This is a genomic window from Streptomyces sp. f51, from assembly GCF_037940415.1.
GTDB lineage: Bacteria > Actinomycetota > Actinomycetes > Streptomycetales > Streptomycetaceae > Streptomyces.
The window spans coordinates 6888268-6907091 of the sequence record NZ_CP149798.1; the positions used below are offsets into that span (position 1 = coordinate 6888268).

Here is an 18824-nt window from a genome sequence, read left to right on the forward strand (position 1 = left end):
GGATGACGGCATGGAACGTGTGCTTGGAATCGGCGGATACTTCCTCAGGGCCGCCGACCCCGCCGCCCTCGGGGCGTGGTACCGCGAGTGCCTCGGACTGGACGCCGACGACAACGGCCTGTGGCGGCCCGAGGCCGGCCCGACGGTGTTCGCCGCCTTCGAGTCCGGGACAAGCTACTTCGGGTCACCGGCCCAGCAGACCATGCTCAACTTCCGGGTCCGCGACCTGGACGCCATGCTCGCGCAACTGCGCGCCCGGGGAGCGGACGTGGCGGAGGAGACCCAGGACATGGACGGTGTCGGCCGGTTCGGCTGGGTCACCGACCCGGAGGGCAACCGGGTCGAACTCTGGCAGCCCGCCTGACGCGAGGACCACGGGCCGTCACAGCCGCGGTTCCGCGCTGTGGCGTTCCACGGCCGCGAACACCCGGTCCGTGTCCGCCTCGGACGTACGCCAGTTGCTGAACGCGGCGCGCAGCCCGTGGGTTCCGTCGTAGCACGTCGTCGTCACGAACGCCTCGCCCGAGGCGGCGACGGCGTCGGCCAGCGCGCGGACCCGCCGCTCCGTCGGATCCTCGGCGAGGGTGAAGCACACGACGTTCAGCCGCACCGGCGCGAGCAGCCGCAGCGCGGGGGCACGGGCGACGCGCTCGCCCAGCCGCCGGGCGAGCGCGACGTTCCGCTCGACGATCTCGCGATGCCCCTCGCGCCCGTAGGCGGCGAGCGAGAACCAGGCCGGCAGCGCGCGCAGCCGCCGCGAGTTCTCCGGCGTCAGGTGAAGGAAGTCGGGGTCGCCGCCCGGAAGCCCGAGATAGGGCGAGGCGTTGTGGAAGACCCGGACCTGGAGGTCCTGACGGCGGGTGAACTGGACGGCCGCGTCGTAGGGGACGTTGAGCCACTTGTGCAGGTCGACACAGACGGAGTCGGCCTCGTCCAGACCGGCCACCAGTGAGGAGAACTCGGGCGAGAGCGCGGCGAATCCACCGAACGCCGCGTCGACGTGCAGCCAGAAGTCATGGCGTTCCCGGAGCGCGGCGACGGCCCGCAGATCGTCGAAGTCGACGGTGTTCACGGTCCCCGCGTTCGCCACGACGACGGCGGGACGTCCGCCCAGCGCGGTCAGGGCGGCGTCGAGGCGCTCGACGTCCACGGCCTCGCGGTTGCCGGGCAGCACCGGCACCCGGCGCAGGGAGCCGCGACCGAGGCCGAGTACGGACAGGGCCTTGGCGACGCTCGAATGCGGGGTGGCCGACAGCACGTCGACCCGGCCGAGCGCGCCCGCCCCCTCGTCCGCGACCCTCACCCCGAGACGCTCGCCGAGCCACTCCCGCGCGATGGCCAGCCCGACCGTGTTCGACACCGTCGCGCCGCTCACGAACGCCCCGCGATGCTCCTCGCCGAGCCCGAACAGCTCGCGCAGCCAGCCCAGCGTCTCGTGTTCGAGCGCGCTCGCGAAGGATCCGGCGGCGCCCGAGACGTTCTGGTCGTAGGCGCCCGTCAGCCAGTCCCCGGCGAGCGAGGCGGGCGTCGCGCCGCCGGTGACGAACCCGAGGTAGCGCGGGCCCGCGGAGCCGGAGAACCCCGGGGCCCAGCGCCCGGCGAACCGGGCCAGGGCCCCCTCGGCGCCCGCGCCGGCGGCCGGCAGCGGATCGGGGGCGGGCGCCTTGCCGAGCCGGGCGACCGGACGGCCGTCCAGGCCGGCCACCTCCCGGACGGCGAAGTCCCTTGCGGCCTGGAGGAGTTCGGGGAGGCGGTCGAGGTCGCCGGAGAGAGCGGGGTGCATGACGGCAGCCTAGAAGGAACGCCCGCCCCGCGACCGGTCCACTTCGAGGAAAGCGGACCGATCCTGCCGGGCGAGGAATGTCACGGTTTCGTCGCTGTCCGGCGGCCCGTACAACGCAATACCCTCAAGGGCGGTCTAGCAGGCAGACAAAACGACGGTCACGACAGGAAGGCCCGCCATGGGGGACATACGCAGAAGAGGAGCTGTCGCGCTCGGACTCACCGGACTGGTGGCACCGCTCACCCTCGCCCTGGGCTCGACGCCCGCGCAGGCCGCGAGCTGCACGACGGCCGCCGGTCCGTACCAGAAGCAGGTCGAGAAGTTCCTCGGGCGGCCCGTGGACGGCCGGCAGTCCGCCGCCGACTGCAAGGCGATCCAGGCCTTCCAGAACAAGCACGGCATCACCCCGAACATCGGGTACGCGGGCCCCGTCACCTGGGGCGTGATGGACCTCATGAACAAGCAGAAGGCCGTGGGGAGCAATCCCAACCGGGACGGCACGTGCCCGGTGAACAAGGGCCGCATCGCCTGCGTCAACCTCACGCTCCAGCTCAGCTGGATCCAGGACGGCAGCCGCCTCGTCTACGGTCCGGTCCCGGTCCGCACGGGGAGGGACGGCTACGAGACCCGCACCGGCCTGAAGAAGATCTACTGGCGTGACATCGACCACGTGTCGACCATCTACAACGTGTCCATGCCCTACAGCCAGTTCTTCGACGGAGGCCAGGCCTTCCACTCGGTGGGGCTCAGCATGTGGAACCCGCCCGGCTCGCACGGCTGCGTCAACATGACCCCGACCACGGCCAAGAAGTACTGGTCGCTGCTCAAGAACGGCGACGACGTCTACGTGTACGGACGCAAGCCCGGCACCTGACCGAGTGACGAGCTTCACGGTCCGTTATGTCTCCCGGTGGGTCTTTACTCACATCATCTTCACGTCAAGGGCCGTATGCTTCACGACATGTGCACCACTCTTGACAACGACACTCAGCGATCCGCTGCCGAAGTCAACGAGGAGATCCGGGCTCTTTGGTTCCGGGCAGGTGGGTCGCTGAACATGGACGAGCGGCGCGAGTACCAGCGCCTCGTCCTGGAGTGGGCGAAGGCCGCCCCGTCGTCCTCGGCGACCCAGGCCGCCTGACTCTCCGCCATCGGCGGGGCTCCCCGCTCGGGGGAGCCCTCGCCTCACACCTCGGCGACGGCGCTCCGGCGCCCGACCGCTCAGCCCCAGCTCTGTGAATACTGCCGCCGGTAGGCGTTGCGGTCCTGCTCGGTGCGGATGAAGCGGGTCGCCACGAACGCGATGATGCTCCCCCCGATGACGAGCAGACCGGGCCCGACATTGTTCGGGTCGGTGAGCTCGGCGACGAACGTCTGCGCGACCCCCTCCCCGCCCACCGTCTCCACCGCGCCCGGAGCCGCCGCACCCGGCGCTCCGCCCTGCGAGGCCATGGCCGAAGCGGACGTCGCGGGGGACTGCTGGGCCGCACCGCCGGACGCGCCCTGCGCCGGCTGACCCGCGAGCGTCACTCCCAGCGCCGTCAGCGCCTTGGTGACGGGCTGGAAGAACGTCGTGCCACCGCTCTTGCAGTCCCCGTTGCCGCCCGAGGTCACCCCCAGCGCGATGCCCTCGGAGAACAACGGGCCGCCGCTGTCGCCCGGTTCGGCGCACACCGTCGTCTCGACCAGCCCGGTGACCGTTCCCTCCGGGTAGTTGACCGTCGCGTTGAGCGCCGTCACCTGCCCGTCGTGCAGTCCGCTGGTGCTGCCGCTGCGGAACACCCGCTGGCCCACGGTCGGATCGGCGGCGCCGGTGATCCGTACGCCGTTGCCGCCGCCGATGGCGACCACGTTGGTCCCGGCCCCGGCCTGCTGCGCGTTGTCGTACTGGATCAGCGAGAAGTCGTTGCCGGGAAACGCGGTGGTGATCGTGCGGCCCACCTGCTGGCGGCCGGTGTTGTCGGAGAACCAGACCGATCCGGCGGGTCCGCAGTGCCCGGCCGTCAGGATGAACTCGCCCTGCGCGTTGCTCACGTTGAACCCGGCCGAGCAGCGTCCGCCGGTCGAGAAGATCGCCTGCGCGCCGTTCACCCGCGTGGTGAACGTGCCCTGGGTCCGCTGCATGCGCACCGAATCACCGATGCCGTGGGCGAGTTCGGTCATGCGCTTCCAGTCGGTGGCGGAGACCGTGCTGTCGGCCTGCACCACCACCTCGTTCTTCTTGTAGTCGACCGCCCAGGCGGTACCCGGCACCCGCGGCGCCGAACTGAGGTCGTGGGCCGCCGACTTGAGGTCCTGCATGCTGTGCTTGACGACCTTCGGCCGGGCCCCGGCCCGCTTCACGGCGTCCGCCGCGTCCGCGTCGGTGACCGCGACGACGGGACGGCCGTCGGCGGCTATCCAGTTGCCTGCCGTCCGCGTGGCGCCCAGCCGGGACACCAGACCCTCGCCCTTGTCCGCCGCGGCCTGCGCCGAACTCACGGTGGTACGCGCGGCGTCGGACGGTTCGCTCGCCATGGCGCGCGTCACCATGAACCCTCCGCAGAGCAGCCCGCCGACGGCCGCGAGACGCGCCCCCCGTCGGACGATCCGTCGTCGTGCGTGCCTCATGCGTGGGCTCCCGAAGCCGTACGGGGCGGCGTACCCGCCGCCGAAGGCCCCGGTCGAGGGCCCTCCCCTCATACGTGTGCTCCGGCCCGCGCGTTCACCGCCTTCCGGAGCTCTCACCGAGGTGGCCGGTTCGCGTCGTGAGCGCGCGCGGGGCCCCTCCGGACAGACGGGAGGTGTCGGACAGTCCTACGTCAGAGCGCGCGTCCTGGCGGTCACCTCGTCCCGCGTCAGATACACGTCCGTACGCTCGAAGTCCCGCAGGGTCGCCTTGCGGTCCGCGAGGAAGCCGGTGCGGACGAAGTCGTCGCCCGCGACCGCGTTCAGCAGCCAGTTGGCACCCGTACGGAACCGGGCCGCGCCCGTGCGCAGGGCGTACAGGTGGTATCCGCGGGCCACGAGCTGTGCGGGCGCGCCCTTGAGGCCGATGCCGAGCGGCTTGGACACGGCGTCGTGGCCGCCGAGGTCGACGACCAGACCGAGGTCCTTGTGCCGGTACGGCAGAGTGGGCTGCCCTCGCAGCTTCGCCGTCAGGACCTTGGCCGCGTGCCGGCCCTGCCGGGCCGCGTGCTGAGCGGTGGGCGGGCAGGGGGAGCCGTCGCCCTTGGCCAGGTCGGGCACCGCGGCCGCGTCGCCCAGCGCGAACACCCCGTCGAGGCCCGGAACCCTGAAGTCGGGCTCGGTGACGATCCGTCCGCGCACGGTCTCCGCGCCGAGCGAGTCGACCAGCGGGCTCGCCGCGACACCCGCGGTCCACACCAGCGTCCGCGAGGGCAGCACCCGCCCGTCCGTGAGGGTGATCTCGTCCTTGGTGACGGAGGCGACGGACGTGCCCAGGGAGATCTGGACCCCGCGGTCGCTGAGCGTCCGCAACGCGTCGGCGCCCAGCCTGTCCCCGAGCTCGGGCAGCAGCTTCGGGGCGAGGTCGACCAGATGCCACTTGATGAGGTCCGGGTCGATGCGGGGGTGGTAGCGCCGTGCCGCCGCGGTGGTCAGACGCTGGAGGCAGGCCGCCGTCTCGGTGCCCGCGTAGCCGCCGCCGACCACCACGAACTGGAGCCGCGAGGCCTGCTCGGCATGGTCCGACGTGGCCGCCGCCAGGTCGAGTTGGGCGATCACGTGGTCGCGCAGATAGGCGGCCTGGGCGAGCGTCTTCATCCCGCGCGCCTCCTCCGCCAGACCGGGGATGTCGAAGGTGCGGGTCACGCTTCCCGGGGTGAGGACCAGATAGTCGTAGCGCAGATCGACGAGGTCTCCGGTGATCTTCCGGACGACGCACACCTTGGCCTGCGGATCGACACCGATCACGCCGCCGGGCACCAGCGCGGTGCGGTTCAGGATCCGGCGCAGCGAGGGTGCCACCGACTGGGGGGTGACGACGCCGGCGGCGACATGGGGCAGCAGGGGCAGATAGAGCTGGTAGTCGGTGGGACTGATCAGGGTGACCCTGGCCTCGCCCGGGGTGAGTGTCCTCTCCAGGCTCCTGGCGGCCTCGACTCCTGCGAATCCCGCACCGACAATGACGATGTTCGGTCCTTGCATCAGAGCAGCCTCTCTCAACTGGTGCCAGCCGCGAGCCCAGGCTCACACGGGTCGCGGACGTGTGCCACTCACCGCGCGTACCCCGGGGCGTGTGAAGCACGCGATCTCTACCGATCAGTAACTACCTCTTCCCCCGCCGTACACGGGCTGCCAGGATCATTTCCGCCACGGCGACGGAGCCAGGCACCGTCGCCGCCTCGGCGTGTGGGTTCGACCGACTCACGCGTTCCTACGGACAGATGTGAAAAGGGGACAGGCATGACGAGACGCGGTGTGGTGCGCCGGATGGGCGTGATGTCGGCGGTCGTGGCACTCGGGATCGGGGGGACGGTCACCGCGGCCGGGTCCGCCGCCGCGGCCCCGGCCCAGGCGGTGGCGAGCGCGTCCGCGACGGCCGGAGTCGACTACGCCACCTGGCAGAGCGACGTCCAGGCGGTCATCGACCAGGCGGTGCCGTACGTCGAGCAGCGCACCGCGAACGCCGGCGGCCGGAAGCTGGCGGTCGTCTTCGACATCGACAACACCACGCTGGAGACCGACTTCCACCCGTGGTACGAGCTGCCCACGCCGGCGGTCAAGGCCTCGCTGGCGCTCGCCCGCTACGCGCACTCCCGGGGCGTCGCCGTCTTCTTCGTGACGGCCCGTCCGGGCATCATCGCGAGCGAGACGAAGTGGAACCTCAAGACCGTCGGCTATCCGGTCGACGGGCTCTACGTACGTGATCTGCCGGACCTCTTCGACGAGGTCGGCGCCTACAAGACCGGTAAGCGCGCGGAGATCGAGTCCCTCGGCTACACGATCATCGCCAACGTCGGCAACAACACCACCGACCTGGTCGGCGGCCACGCGGAGCGCACGTTCAAGCTGCCCGACTACGACGGTCAGCTGTCCTGACCCGGACGGCCCGGGCGCGTCGGGGGCGGTTCACCGGCGCGCCTACACTTCGGCCATGGACGAGGTCACGCTGGACACGCTGGGATCGGGCAAGTACCTGCTGATCACGAGTTTCCGAAAGAACGGCACGGGGGTCGCCACGCCCGTGTGGGTGGTGCGGGACGGTGCGGCGCTCGGCGCCTGGACCGTGGCGGACAGCTGGAAGGTCAAGCGCATCCGCAACCGCGCCGATGTCCTCGTCGGTCCCTGCGACGTGCGCGGCAGGCCGACGGGCGACGCGGTCCCTGCCACGGCGGAGATCCTGGACGCGACGGAGACCGCGCGGTACCGCAAACTCCTCGCCCGCAAGTACGGGGTGATGGGCCGTCTGACCCTGCTCGGCAGCCGGCTGCGCCGCGGTGACAGCGGCACGGTCGGCATCCGCATCACCCTGACCTCGTGATGTGAGGTGACGTGAGGCGGTCCGGCGCCGGGGCGGCCTGTCGACCGGCCCGCCCTGAGCGACGCCTCTCAGCCCCAGCCGCCGCCGTACGGGCCGTCGACGAGCTGGAACACAGGCTGCCGGCGCACCGGGTCCTGGGCCGTGGAGAGCTGGACCCGGTCGCCGCTGTGGATGGTGGCGGGCGAACCCATGACCCGGCCCCGGACCGTGAAGCCCTCCGCCATCTCGATGAGGGAGACGTTGCGGGCCGCCGGGGTGTTGCGGTGGATCACCGTGGAGTGGCGTACGACGCCCGTCCCGGCGCTCGCCTCCGTACGCAGATCGCTGCCCGCGCACACGGGACACAGAAGGCGGTTGAACATCGCGGTGCCGCACCAGTGGCACCGCTGGAAGTGCAGTACGTCCCCGGCACGTTCGGCCGAAGCGGTGTCGAGGCGTTCCGCGGAACCCGTGTCGAATAGATCCGCCGAGGCTCCGAGGCCCGGGTGAAGGGCGATTCCTGGGTGGTACACGATGTCATCTCCCTGCGCTCGGCCGGAATCTGATGTGCGCGGAGTGCCGTGCACGACCACAGGTTATGGCACTGAGTGTCACCCGACAAGGCACTCCGTACCCTCAAAATAAACAAGAGTGCGGCGGCCGCTCCGCGTTCAGTCCCGAGCGAAGGCCGACTCGATCTCCTGGACCACCCGCCACATGGGTGCTCCGCGCCGCGAGACGACGACCACGACGTCCTCCGGTTCCGTGCGCGCCGGTTCCGTGCGCGCCGGATCGGCGGGCGCCGAACCGAAGGTGTTCTGCACATATCCGAGTGCCTGGTCGACAGCCGCCTCGGCGTCCCCGGTCCCGTCCGAACGCAGCCAGGAACGCAGGGCGTTGTTGTGCGCGGCGACCACGGCCGCGGCGACGACGTCGGCGCGCAGGGTGTCCCCGCGGGCCCCGGCGGAGCACCCGCGCAGATGGTCGGCGAGGGCGCGCTCGTACCGCCAGACGACCGACAGTTCGTACGCCCGCAGTCCGGGCACCTTCTTGGTCAGGCGGTAGCGCTGGACGGAGAACGTCGGGTTCTCCGCGTACATGCGCAGCACGAGCCGGGCGGCGTCGCACACGCGCTGCACCGGGTCCTGGGCCCCGGCGTCCTCGGCCAGGAAGGCCGTCATGTCGGCCAGGCAGCGCTCGTGGTCGGGGAAGACCACGTCCTCCTTGGACGGGAAGTAGCGGAAGAACGACCGCCTGCCCACCCCGGCGAGCGCCACGATGTCGTCGACGGTCGTCTCCTCGTAGCCGCGCTCAAGGAACAGCTGGAAAGCGGCTCCCACCAGGGCGTCCCGCATCGGCGGCTTGACGGTGGTCGCGTCGGCGGGTTCCCGGCGCCCCGGTGCCTCGTTCATGGTCGGAAACTAGCATCGAAGCCGAGGTGGTGGCACTCGGTGCACTCCGGGCAGGGAACTGAGTTCCCTGACTGTTTTCACCGGGGATGTCCGGCCCGACCCGCCCCGGGTGTTCGTCCCGGACCTCGGAGCACCGGGCCACCCGGGTGGCCGAGAAGCACGTGTTCGCGAACTGCCCCTGCACGGAGTCGAGTTGACAGTCCATCAGTGGTGATCGACTATGTGGCCGGGGCTGTCCCCGGGGCCGGTGCGCCGTCACCGCCGCCGCCCGCCGCAGGGCGTGACGGGCACCCGCCCCTGACGCACCGCTGTCATCACCCCCCGGATGACACGGTGAGAAGAGCCTCGGCACTCGTTCCCGCACGAGTGCCGAGGCTCGACGTCCTCCTGCCGGCGCGCCCGCAGGTACGGTCAGTGGTCGTTGCAGGTCGGCGAGAAGATGTCGTCGCCCGCCATGTGCCCGTTCCGGTGGGCTTGCAGGGCGACGCTGACCAGGGTCAGCAGCAGGTCGATGTCCGAGTCGACCTCGAGATGGATGGTCACCCAGCGGGAACCGGGCACCATGCGGACGGCCGTCGACGTCCTGAGGTGTTCCTCGAAGCGCCGGATGGCCCGGTCGGTGAGGTGCAGGTCGACATCGTGATCCGAGTGGAAGTGGATGATCTCGCACTGCGCCGCGCACAGTGCCCGCCCCGTGCCGCAACTCGGCGGGGACTCCGCGAGGTCCGGCCAGTCGGCCAGTCGCGTCATGGCTCTGGAGGCCAAGGTCATGCGCCCATCATGACGAGCACATCTGTCGGCCACCAGGACTTGGCGGGAACGTAATCCGGCGGCCGCCTGGGAATGCCCGGATTTCGCCTGGTAATCCGGGACGCCGGCGGGAGGGACGCGGAACGCCCCGGAAGACACGGGTGGCGGGACGCGGAACGGCCCCGGACTCGACGGTCCGGGGCCGTACAGGCTCACGGGGCCCGGCGGGTGCCGGCTCCCGATCACGCCATCCAGAAGAAGACCGCGGTCATCCGCTTGTCGTCCATGGTGGTGCCGCAGTAGGCGGTGGCGCTGTGCATCAGGTTGGCGTTGTAGAGGAGCAGTCGGTTGTAGCGGTGCGGTACGCGGATGTCCTCGACGAAGGAGTCCGGCGGGACGAACCGTGTTCCGAGCGCCTCGACCAGATTGTTGTGCGGGGCGACGACGACGTTGCCGCCCAGCCGCCCGCCGGGCAGGGCCTGGCGGAAGAAGGCCGTACCGCAGTCCTTGGGGACGTTCGGGTTCAGATAGAGCACCGCCGCGTAACGGCACAGGGCACGGGAATCGGTGTGGGGACGAGGTTCCCCCTCGTCCCTGCCGACGACCTGGACGCAGTTGTGGTTGAGCGTGGCGCCCGAGGGAGTCGACTGCTGCCACAGCTTCTGCGCCCCGGTGGCCTTCCGCACGAGCCGCTCCACGCGTGCCAGTTCGTCCGGCTCCAGACCGGGCATCGTCCGCATGCCCGGCCAGCTCTCCGCGGTGTACGGATGGCCCTTGGTCCAGTCGTCCCTGTCGACACACCGGGCCCGCACGGCATCCGGGTCGGGCAGTACGTCGTCGAAGACCCAGTAGTCCCGGTCACGGGTGGGTTTCCGGTAGGGGAGCACCGGCAACGCCGGTGACCTCGGGGGTTGTGGGGGCATGCGGCCGACCCTATAGACGCGTCCGTCAGTGATCGCCACGGAATTGGTCAACCTTCCGCCAACTCGGTTCATGGAACGTCCAAGACCGGCGCGTCCGGCGTCCGTGCGGGGCCGTACGGGACGGACGGAGGCCAACAACCGCTCAGGGAGCCTCAGTTCACCCCTTCCTAACCGGACGCGGCGGCGGACCTTCCGGCGTGATCACCGGTGTGACCGAGCGGTGAACGCCCCGGCCCGTGCCCGCGTATCAGTGCACAGGGACGGCGGGAGACCGCGTGCACGGAAGGAGAGCAGTGTGCCGACACGGCCCGAACGCGGGGGGTCCTCCGGGCGCTCCGTGATCGAACCCACGCACATCGAGCGCCGCCGTCGCTCCGAATCGCTCGCGGAGCTGCTGCGGCAGGTGCGCGAGAAGGAGGGGATGGACGACGCGGACGACGGCTTCGAACCGCTCCCGGCGCCGGCACCCGCGGTACGGCTCCTGCCCGTCCTCGAGGAGGAGGAGACCGAGGAACTGCCCCCGGTTCTCGAAGGCGAGGACTACACGGCCGACACCCCGCCGCCTTCCGGGGCGGCCACGGCCCCCGAGTCGTCCGCGATCGGCGGGCACCCGGCCGCGGACCGGCCCAAGGGTGCCCACGGCCCGCCGCGCGGGGCGGGACTGCGCCGCGCCGCGATCACTCTCGGGATCGTGGCGGCGGGCCTGACCGGCTTCGCGCTGGCACTCCTGCTGCCGGGCGCCGACCGGGGCGACGCCTCCACGGGAGCGGCGGGACACTCCTCGACCGTGGGGTCCGGCGCCGGTGCCGCTGATCCGGACGGCACCGGAACCCTCCGCGAGGGTGACAGCGGTCCCGAGGTGACGGCCCTTCAGCAACGGCTGCGCCGGATCCCGAACGTGTACGAACACGGCAGCACCGACGGCACCTACGACGCCACCCTCCGTGCCGCCGTCGCCCGCTTCCAGCTCTGGTACGGCATCCGCGGCGACGAGTCGGGCGTCTACGGCAACGACACCCGGGCCGACCTGGAATCCAGGACGGCGGCCCCCTGAGACCGGCCGGGGCGGTGGCGCGGTGACGGTCGCTCCCTCCGCCCCGGCCTCCCCGACCACGGCCGGAGGCAGGGAAGGTCGTACGGCCGCCTCGGCTCCCGCCCGTCCGACGCCGCCTCGGCTCCCGCCCGTCCGACGCCGACCCCGCCCGTCCGGCGCCGACCCGGCTCCCGCCCGTCCGGCGCCAGGCGGGGCTCAGCCCCCGCCGGCCCGCTGCCCGACGACCGCGGGACCGACCACCAGATCGGCGCGGTCCCGGGTCGCGGCGACGAGATCGGCGTTGCGCTGGTCCGTGCCGAGCACCCAGGCCACCGCCGTGCCGTGGTCCTTCCCGAACTCCTCGTGCCGTGCGACCAGTCTGCGGACGCGCTCGGTCTCGTCGAGCTCGCAGAACCACACCTCGTCGAGCTGCGCGCGGGCCCGCGGCCACGCGTCCTCGCCCAGCAGCAGGTAGTTCCCCTCGGTGACGATCAGACGGGCGTCCCGGGGCACCGCGATGGCTCCCGCCAGCGGCTGTTCGAGGACACGCTCGAAACCGGGCGCGTAGACGAGCTCCTCCTCGTCCTCGCGCAGCCTGCGCAGCAGGGCCGCGTACCCCGCCGCGTCGAACGTGTCCGGAGCGCCCTTGCGGTCCCGGCGGCCCAGCCGGTCCAGTTCGGCGTCCGCCAGATGGAACCCGTCCATCGGCACATGGGCGACACGGAACGGCGCGACCTCGCGGAGCCGCGCGGCCAGCCGTTCGGCGAGCGTCGTCTTGCCCGCCCCCGGACTCCCGGCGATCCCGAGCAGGGCGCGGCGGCCGGGCCGCACCAGCGCGGCGGCCCGCTCGGCCAACTCCTCGAAGGACGCGCACGCCTCGGTCATACGAGCCCGCACCGGGGCACGGCAACAGCGATCTCCATGCCCTCAAGTATCACCCTGGGCCAGGGCGGTGATGTGGCGCTCGACACCCGCTGGAGACGGATCCCGGGGGCAGACTCCTCGTATGACTGAGCTCGGCCTGCCGCAACAGATCCTGGCGTGCCTCTTCGACCTCGACGGGGTGATCACGAAGACCGCGGTCGTCCACGCGGCCGCCTGGAAGAGGACGTTCGACGACTTCCTGCGGGAACGCGACGGCGACGGCTTCCGCCCCTTCGACGACGCCGACTACTCCGCCCACGTCGACGGCATGCCCCGCGCCGACGGCGTACGGTCCTTCCTCGCCTCACGCGGCATCGAACTCCCCGAGGGCACCCCCGGCGACCCGCCGGACCGGGCCACCGTCAACGGCCTCGGCAACCGCAAGAACGAGCTCCTCCTCGACATGATCCGCACCGACGGGGTCGAGGCCTACGACGGCACCCTGCGCTACATCGAGGCGGTACGGGCCCGCGGCCTGCGCACCGCCGTCGTCTCCTCCAGCGCCAACTGCCGCGACGTCCTGCGCTCGGTGGGGGCGGAGGACCTCTTCGACGTGCGGGTCGACGGTGTCGTCGCCGCCGAGCGGAGGCTGCCGGGCAAGCCGCGCCCCGACACCTTCCTGGCCGCGGCGAAGGACCTCGGGGTCGATCCGTCCCGGGCGGCCGTCTTCGAGGACGCGCTCGCCGGCATGGACGCGGGCCGCTCCGGCCACTTCGGGTACGTCGTCGGCGTGGACCGCGTGGGCCAGAGCGACGCCCTGCGCGCCCACGGCGCCGACGTCGTCGTAGAGGATCTGGACGAACTGGGGGAGCGCGCGTGATCACGCACGCGTCGTACGGAGTCGAGCCCTGGGCCCTGCGCGAGAGCGAACTGCACCTCGGCCTGCTGCCGCAGAGCGAGTCCGTGTTCGCTCTCGCCAACGGCCACATCGGCTGGCGCGGCAACCTCGACGAGGGCGAGCCCCACGGTCTGCCCGGCTCCTACCTCGGCGGCGTCCACGAGACGCATCCCCTGCCCTACGCGGAGGCGGGCTACGGCTATCCGGAGTCCGGACAGACCGTCATCAACGTCACCAACGGCAAGATCGTCCGGCTGCTCGTCGACGACGAACCCTTCGACCTGCGCTACGGCCGGCTGCGCTCCCATGAGCGCGTTCTCGACCTGCGCACCGGGCTGCTCACCCGCACCTGCGAGTGGACCTCACCGGCCGGCTCCACGGTCAGGGTGCGCTCCACCCGGCTCGTCTCCTTCACCCAGCGGGCGATCGCGGCCGTCGCCTACGAGGTCGAGCCCGTCGACAGCCCGATCAGGGTGGTCGTCCAGTCGGAGCTGGTCGCCAACGAACAACTGCCCGGCCACGACGGCGATCCGCGCACGGCCGTCGCCCTCGACGCGCCGCTGGAGGCGGAGGAACACTTCGCGGCGGGCGGCCGTCTGCGACTCCTGCACCGCACCCGGCACAGCGGCCTGCGGGTCGCGGCGGCCGCCGACCACACCGTCACGGGACCCGAAGGGACCACCCTGAGCGGCGAGAGCGGCGACGACCTCGCCCGCCTCACGGTCACCTCAGTGCTGGAGCCGGGCAGCGCACTGCGCTTGGAGAAGACCGTCTCCTACGGCTGGTCGGCCACCCGCTCCCTGCCCGCCCTGCGCGACCAGGTCGACGCGGCCCTCGCCGCCGCCCGGCACAGCGGCTGGTCCCGGCTCGTGGACGAACAGCGCTCCTACCTGGACGACTTCTGGGACCGCGCCGACGTCGAGGTGGACGGCGACGAGGAGATCCAGCAGGCCGTACGCTTCGCCCTCTTCCACGTGCTCCAGGCGGGCGCCCGCGCGGAACAGCGCGCCATCCCCGCCAAGGGCCTGACCGGCTCCGGCTACGACGGCCACGCCTTCTGGGACACCGAGACCTTCGTCCTGCCGCTGCTCACCTACACCTCGCCCGGCGCCGTCGCCGAGGCGCTGCGCTGGCGCCGCAACACCCTTCCTGCCGCCCGCGAACGGGCCGCCCAACTCGGCCTGCGCGGAGCCGCGTTCCCCTGGCGGACCATAGCCGGACCGGAGGGTTCGGCGTACTGGCCGGCCGGCACCGCCGCCTTCCACGTCAACGCCGACATCGCCGACGCCGTCGTCCGCTACACCGCCGCCACCGGCGACACGGCCTTCGAACGCGACACCGGCGTCGAGCTGCTGACCGAGACGGCACGGCTGTGGCGCTCCCTGGGCCACCACGACCACCGGGGCGGGTTCCACATCGACGGGGTGACGGGGCCCGACGAGTACAGCGCCGTCGCCGACGACAACACGTACACCAACCTCATGGCCCGCGCGAACCTCCTGGCCGCCGCCGACGCCGTCGAGCGGCACCCCCGCCGGGCCGCGGAGCTCGGCGTCGACGAGGAGGAGAGCGCCGCCTGGCGCGACGCGGCCGAGGCCATGCACGTCCCGTACAACGACGAACTGGGCGTCCACGAGCAGCACGCCGGATTCACCCGCGGCCAGCGCTGGGACTTCACCGCCACCCGCCCCGACCAGTACCCGCTGATGTTGCACTTCCCGTACTTCGACATCTACCGCAAACAGGTCGTCAAACAGGCCGACCTGGTCCTCGCCCTGTACAAGTGCAGTCCCTTCTTCGACGAGGAGCACAAGGCCCGCGACTTCGCCTACTACGAGCCCCTCACCGTCCGGGACTCCTCCCTGTCGGCCTGCTGCCAGGCCGTGATCGCCGCCGAGACCGGCCACTCCGGCCTCGCCTACGACTATCTGGTCGAGGCCGCGCTGATGGATCTGGAGGACCTGGAGCACAACACCCGCGACGGGCTGCACATCGCCTCGCTCGCCGGCACCTGGACGGCGCTGGTGGCCGGCTTCGGCGGGCTGCGCCACCACGGGGACACCCTGGAGTTCGCGCCCCGGCTGCCGGAACGCTTCAGCCGCCTGGCCTTCTCCCTGGAGGTCCTCGGCCGCCGGCTGCGCGTGGAGATCGGGCAGGACGCCGCCACCTACACGCTCGCGTCCGGCGGCCCGCTGGAGATCCGCCACCACCGCGAAACCCTCACCGTCGACGCCGACAAGCCGCGCAGCCTGCCCATACCGCCGCAGCGGCCGCGCCCCGCCCCGGACCAGCCGCCGCACCGGCGGCCGAACTCCCGGGGATGAGACGCGGCACGGACCCGCCGCGCGTCAGTCGCGGGTGACGGAGGGCGCGATGTCCTCGTGGTCCTCCATTGGCGCCGCGCCGGGGACGGCACTGCGCGCGGCGGACCTGGCCGCGGACGTGCCGCAGAACGCGGGCTCCAGGGTGCGGTACATGGTGTTGAGCACGGCCGTGTTGTTGGAGGTGTTGGCCAGCGCGGTGAGGCTGCGCCTGCCGTCCTTCGTGGTGAAGGCGTACGTGTAGTAGCCCTGCACGGTGCCGGTGTGCCCGTACACGGAGATCCCGCACGACAGGTCACGGCGGCGCAGCCCGAGTCCGTAGGACGTGGTGCTGTTGACCCGGGTCCACTTCGTCATCTCGGTGAGCCGGGCGGCGGACATGAGCCTGCCGCGCAGCAGGGCGGAGAAGAAGGTGTCCAGGTCGTGCGGCGTGGAGATGATGGCACCCGCGCTCTGGGCCCAGGAGACCGTCTGCTTCGTCGCGTCCACCGGGGGCGCCCCCGCCGTGTCGGACGTGAGGTACCCGTTGGCGTGGCGGCCCGGGATCGTGGTCGAGGGATGGACGTAGAACGTGTCGTTCAGGTTCAGCGGGGTGAAGATGCGCTTCTGGTACTCGGTGGCGACGGTGTGTCCGGTCAGCTTCTCGATCAGCATGCCGGCGACGACGAAGTTGGTGTTCGAGTAGGAGTAGGCGGCACCCGGCGCGTTGGTGCGCGGCTTCTGCAACGACAGTCTCACCAGGTCGCGGTAGCCGAACACCTTGTTGCGGACCGCCTCGAAGCCGGAGACCGACCGGGCGAACATGTCGTTCGTGTAGTCGTACAGACCGCTGCGGTGGCTCAGTACGTGCCGCACGGTGATCCGGTCGTCGGGCAGCAGTCCCGGCAGATAGGTGTCGACCGGCTTGTCGAGTTCGAGCCTGCCCTCGTCGACCAGCTGGAGCAGCACCACGGTGGAGAAGGACTTGGTGACGCTGCCGACGCGGAACCGGTCGTTCGTGCTGATGGTCCGCCCGGTGGCCCGGTCGTCGACCCCCGCGACCAGCCGGTGCACCGTGCCGTTGTCGTCGATCCTGGCCATCGCGCCGGGTGCCCCCTGGGCGAGTGCCGTCCGCAGGATCGCCCGCAGACCCGCGTCGTCCGGCGCGGCGGCGGCCACCGCGGTCCGTCCGGTGCGGGCGTGCCCCGCGCCCGTGGGCGTCCCGGCCTGTGCCGGGGCCGCCAGCAGGGACACCATGACCGCGCCCAGCGCCGTCCCCGTAACCGCCGTTGCTGAGACCATGTGCTTTCTCCCGAGTGCCATCTGCCGGCTCGCGTCCCGGCCCGGACCGCGCCGCGGACGCGGGCGACGGCACCATCTGTACGCGCTGAAGCGGCCCACCTGTCGCATTGCCGGGGGATGGAGCGGAAACGGCGGGCCGGAATCGGCGAATTGGCGGAAAGCAGCCGCACCGGGGCCGCCCCGCCACACCCACCCGTCGAGGACGGGCTCGACTCGCCCGTCCGGGAGACCGAGGGCCGACGTCGGCTCAGCCGCCGAAGAGCTGGGTCCAGTACGTGCCCGCCCTGCTGCCCCCGGCCAGGCCGATGCCTATGTGGGTGAAGTCCGGCTTGAGGATGTTGGCGCGATGACCGGGACTGTCCATCCAGCCCCGGACGACCTCGGCGGGGGAGCGCTGTCCACAGGCGATGTTCTCGCCGATGGCACCCCGGGTACACCCCGCCGCGGCGGCGCGGTCCCACGGTTGGCTCCCCTCGGGGGAGACGTGCGCGTAGAAGTCGCGGGCCACCATGTCGGCGCTGTGGGCCTGGGCGGCGATGGTGAGCGTCGGATCGGTGCCGAGGGGCGGCAGCCCGGCCGCCGCCCGCTCGGTGTTGGTGAGCGCGACGACCTCGCGTGCCGTCCGCTCCAGGCCCGCGGGGCTGAACGGCCGCGCCCACAAAGCCGTCCAGTACACGTCGCCCGTGCGGGGGTCGGGGACGCGGGCGATCCCCGCCTGGTCGAAGGCGGGATCGCACAGCGTGCGCCGTGGCTGGTCGGCGGACAGGCAGTACTCGACGAACTCCCGCGGGGAGCGCGGCCCGGACACCAGATGCTCGCCGATGGTCAGGTACGGGTAACCGGCCGAGACGACCCGGTGGTAGACGCTGACGCCGTCCGGGCTCTCCACTCCGAGCGAGCCGCGGGCCGCCATGGCACCCGCGTGGTCCCGCGCGGCGGCGGTCAGCCGGTCGTCGAGGCGGACGGGCGGGCAACCGGCGGCGGCACGAGCGGAGTTCACCGGACCCAGGAAATCCTCGGTTCCAGGGTCGGGGCGTGGGCCCGAGCCCGAGCCGGGGCCCGTGCCCGCGCCGCGGTGGCCCCGGGAAGCTCGCGGAGACCCGCCCCGCGCGGCCGCGACGGACCCGGCTCCCGGCACGCCGGATTCCGGTACGCCGGCCGACGGCGGGCCGTCCTCGGTGACATCGACGCCGAAATCCCGGGCGATGCCCGCGAGTCCGTCGGCGTAGCCCTGCCCGAGCGCACGGACCTTCCAGGCCGTACCGCGCCGGTAGAGCTCGGCGAGGAGCAGCAGGGTCTCCCGCTGCGGCCGGGGCGGCGTGAACCGGGCGAGGGAGCGGCCGTCCGACGCGGTGATGTGAACCGTGGGTGCGGGCAGCCGGCCGAGGGCGGTGGTGAGATCCGCGGGACTGACGAGGAGGGTGACCCGCGTCGCTCCGGGCCGCAGCCGCGGGGGATCGACGGTGAGACGGTCGCCTTCGAGCCGGACGCCGGGCGCGGCCGGCTGGTTGTAGAAGACGAAGTCGCCGTCGCCGCGCACCTTGCCGCCGTCGTCGGTGATCAGCGCGGACAGGTCGAAGGGGCCCGGGACGCTGAAGGTCAGGACCCCGTCCGGCAGGGGTGTGTTGCCCCCGGGAACCAGCTCGCTCATGCCGCCGCCCGTCGATGTCGTGATCCGTGCCCTCCCGCCAGGGGCGCAGGACACGGGCCGTCGACCGCTCAACGGACCGCCCGTGTCCTACGGTTCCCGCGACCGGCGTGTGATCGGGCGGCCGGAGCCGCGCAGGGCGGAGGCCGTCGCCCGCAGGGGTACAGGGGGTGCCGCGGCGCGCAGGGAGCGCAGGGCGAGCAGCATGACGCCGATGTCGTCCAGGTATATGGGGTCGGGCAGCAGATCGGTCGGCAGGACGAGATAGACGACGGCGCCCCAGAACACCCAGCGGGGTCCGGTCGGCAGTCCGGCCCGCCGCAGATCACGGCGGGTGCGCACGAGCCGGCGCAGGAGTACGAGCGCCACCGCGAGCGCGGCGGCCGCGAGTACCGCGCCGATGACGAGGACCAGGGTCCACGAGGTCGAGTCCATGCGTCCGTCCAG

19 protein-coding genes are annotated in these 18824 nt (G+C 72.0%); 8 read left to right on the forward strand and 11 right to left on the reverse strand.

Going from position 1 to position 18824, the window contains the following annotated elements:
- Positions 1-10: 10 nt before the first annotated feature.
- The gene (locus WJM95_RS29810; RefSeq protein WP_339133318.1) at positions 11-364 is read left to right on the forward strand and encodes a VOC family protein; all 354 of its coding nucleotides are present in this window, start codon (positions 11-13) and stop codon (positions 362-364) included.
- An 18-nt stretch (positions 365-382) separates the two neighbouring features.
- Here WJM95_RS29810 and WJM95_RS29815 read toward each other — a convergent pair whose 3' ends face one another.
- The gene (locus WJM95_RS29815; protein WP_339133320.1) at positions 383-1783 is read right to left on the reverse strand and encodes an aminotransferase class I/II-fold pyridoxal phosphate-dependent enzyme; all 1401 of its coding nucleotides are present in this window, start codon (positions 1781-1783) and stop codon (positions 383-385) included.
- 178 nt (positions 1784-1961) lie between these two features.
- Here WJM95_RS29815 and WJM95_RS29820 point away from each other — a divergent pair, with 178 nt between their 5' ends.
- Together WJM95_RS29820 and WJM95_RS29825 are read left to right on the forward strand one after the other, a co-directional pair.
- On the forward strand, positions 1962-2657 hold the full coding sequence (locus tag WJM95_RS29820) for a L,D-transpeptidase family protein (protein WP_339133322.1): 696 nt from the start codon (positions 1962-1964) through the stop codon (positions 2655-2657).
- Positions 2658-2732: 75 nt separating this feature from the next.
- Positions 2733-2924 (forward strand): hypothetical protein, encoded by a 192-nt coding sequence (locus WJM95_RS29825; RefSeq protein WP_339133324.1) that lies wholly within the window; start codon positions 2733-2735, stop codon positions 2922-2924.
- A gap of 80 nt (positions 2925-3004) precedes the next feature.
- Here WJM95_RS29825 and WJM95_RS29830 read toward each other — a convergent pair whose 3' ends face one another.
- Together WJM95_RS29830 and WJM95_RS29835 are read right to left on the reverse strand one after the other, a co-directional pair.
- A complete protein-coding gene (locus WJM95_RS29830) occupies positions 3005-4393 on the reverse strand; it encodes a S1 family peptidase (RefSeq protein WP_339133326.1) in 1389 nt (462 codons plus the stop codon).
- 186 nt (positions 4394-4579) lie between these two features.
- The gene (locus tag WJM95_RS29835) at positions 4580-5932 is read right to left on the reverse strand and encodes an NAD(P)/FAD-dependent oxidoreductase (RefSeq protein ID WP_339133327.1); all 1353 of its coding nucleotides are present in this window, start codon (positions 5930-5932) and stop codon (positions 4580-4582) included.
- A gap of 258 nt (positions 5933-6190) precedes the next feature.
- Here WJM95_RS29835 and WJM95_RS29840 point away from each other — a divergent pair, with 258 nt between their 5' ends.
- Both WJM95_RS29840 and WJM95_RS29845 read left to right on the forward strand, forming a co-directional pair.
- Positions 6191-6826 (forward strand): HAD family acid phosphatase, encoded by a 636-nt coding sequence (locus WJM95_RS29840; protein WP_339133328.1) that lies wholly within the window; start codon positions 6191-6193, stop codon positions 6824-6826.
- A 55-nt stretch (positions 6827-6881) separates the two neighbouring features.
- Positions 6882-7268 carry a PPOX class F420-dependent oxidoreductase gene (locus WJM95_RS29845; RefSeq protein ID WP_339133329.1) on the forward strand — a complete coding sequence of 129 codons (387 nt, stop codon included), beginning with the start codon at positions 6882-6884 and terminating at the stop codon, positions 7266-7268.
- Between the two features lie 68 nt (positions 7269-7336).
- Here WJM95_RS29845 and WJM95_RS29850 read toward each other — a convergent pair whose 3' ends face one another.
- The 4 genes from WJM95_RS29850 to WJM95_RS29865 form a co-directional block, all read right to left on the reverse strand.
- A complete protein-coding gene (locus WJM95_RS29850; protein ID WP_339135936.1) occupies positions 7337-7666 on the reverse strand; it encodes a hypothetical protein in 330 nt (109 codons plus the stop codon).
- Positions 7667-7918: 252 nt separating this feature from the next.
- Positions 7919-8602 carry a TetR family transcriptional regulator gene (locus WJM95_RS29855; RefSeq protein WP_339135938.1) on the reverse strand — a complete coding sequence of 228 codons (684 nt, stop codon included), beginning with the start codon at positions 8600-8602 and terminating at the stop codon, positions 7919-7921.
- A 468-nt stretch (positions 8603-9070) separates the two neighbouring features.
- Positions 9071-9430: a luciferase family protein gene (locus WJM95_RS29860; protein ID WP_339133330.1), complete on the reverse strand. Its 360-nt coding sequence runs from the start codon at positions 9428-9430 to the stop codon at positions 9071-9073.
- A gap of 221 nt (positions 9431-9651) precedes the next feature.
- Entirely contained in the window at positions 9652-10332 is a 681-nt protein-coding gene (locus WJM95_RS29865; RefSeq protein WP_339133331.1) for a DUF6445 family protein, read from the reverse strand.
- A gap of 295 nt (positions 10333-10627) precedes the next feature.
- Here WJM95_RS29865 and WJM95_RS29870 point away from each other — a divergent pair, with 295 nt between their 5' ends.
- Positions 10628-11386, forward strand: coding sequence for a peptidoglycan-binding domain-containing protein (locus WJM95_RS29870; protein WP_339133333.1), 759 nt, complete (start codon positions 10628-10630; stop codon positions 11384-11386).
- 195 nt (positions 11387-11581) lie between these two features.
- On the opposite strand, the gene WJM95_RS29875 is transcribed toward WJM95_RS29870, so the two are convergent.
- A complete protein-coding gene (locus tag WJM95_RS29875) occupies positions 11582-12250 on the reverse strand; it encodes a nucleoside/nucleotide kinase family protein (protein ID WP_339133335.1) in 669 nt (222 codons plus the stop codon).
- A 121-nt stretch (positions 12251-12371) separates the two neighbouring features.
- On the opposite strand from WJM95_RS29875, the gene WJM95_RS29880 reads away from it, so the two are divergent.
- Both WJM95_RS29880 and WJM95_RS29885 read left to right on the forward strand, forming a co-directional pair.
- A complete protein-coding gene (locus tag WJM95_RS29880) occupies positions 12372-13109 on the forward strand; it encodes a beta-phosphoglucomutase family hydrolase (protein WP_339133337.1) in 738 nt (245 codons plus the stop codon).
- The gene (locus WJM95_RS29885) at positions 13106-15451 is read left to right on the forward strand and encodes a glycosyl hydrolase family 65 protein (RefSeq protein WP_339133339.1); all 2346 of its coding nucleotides are present in this window, start codon (positions 13106-13108) and stop codon (positions 15449-15451) included. The genes WJM95_RS29880 and WJM95_RS29885 overlap by 4 nt, the downstream gene beginning before the upstream one ends.
- Positions 15452-15475: 24 nt before the next feature.
- On the opposite strand, the gene WJM95_RS29890 is transcribed toward WJM95_RS29885, so the two are convergent.
- The 3 genes from WJM95_RS29890 to WJM95_RS29900 all read right to left on the reverse strand — a co-directional run bounded on the left by WJM95_RS29890 (position 15476) and on the right by WJM95_RS29900 (position 18812).
- A complete protein-coding gene (locus WJM95_RS29890; protein WP_339133341.1) occupies positions 15476-16729 on the reverse strand; it encodes a serine hydrolase domain-containing protein in 1254 nt (417 codons plus the stop codon).
- Between the two features lie 247 nt (positions 16730-16976).
- Entirely contained in the window at positions 16977-18380 is a 1404-nt protein-coding gene (locus WJM95_RS29895; protein WP_339133343.1) for a CAP domain-containing protein, read from the reverse strand.
- Between the two features lie 87 nt (positions 18381-18467).
- The gene (locus WJM95_RS29900; protein WP_339133345.1) at positions 18468-18812 is read right to left on the reverse strand and encodes a YkvA family protein; all 345 of its coding nucleotides are present in this window, start codon (positions 18810-18812) and stop codon (positions 18468-18470) included.
- Positions 18813-18824: the final 12 nt, after the last annotated feature.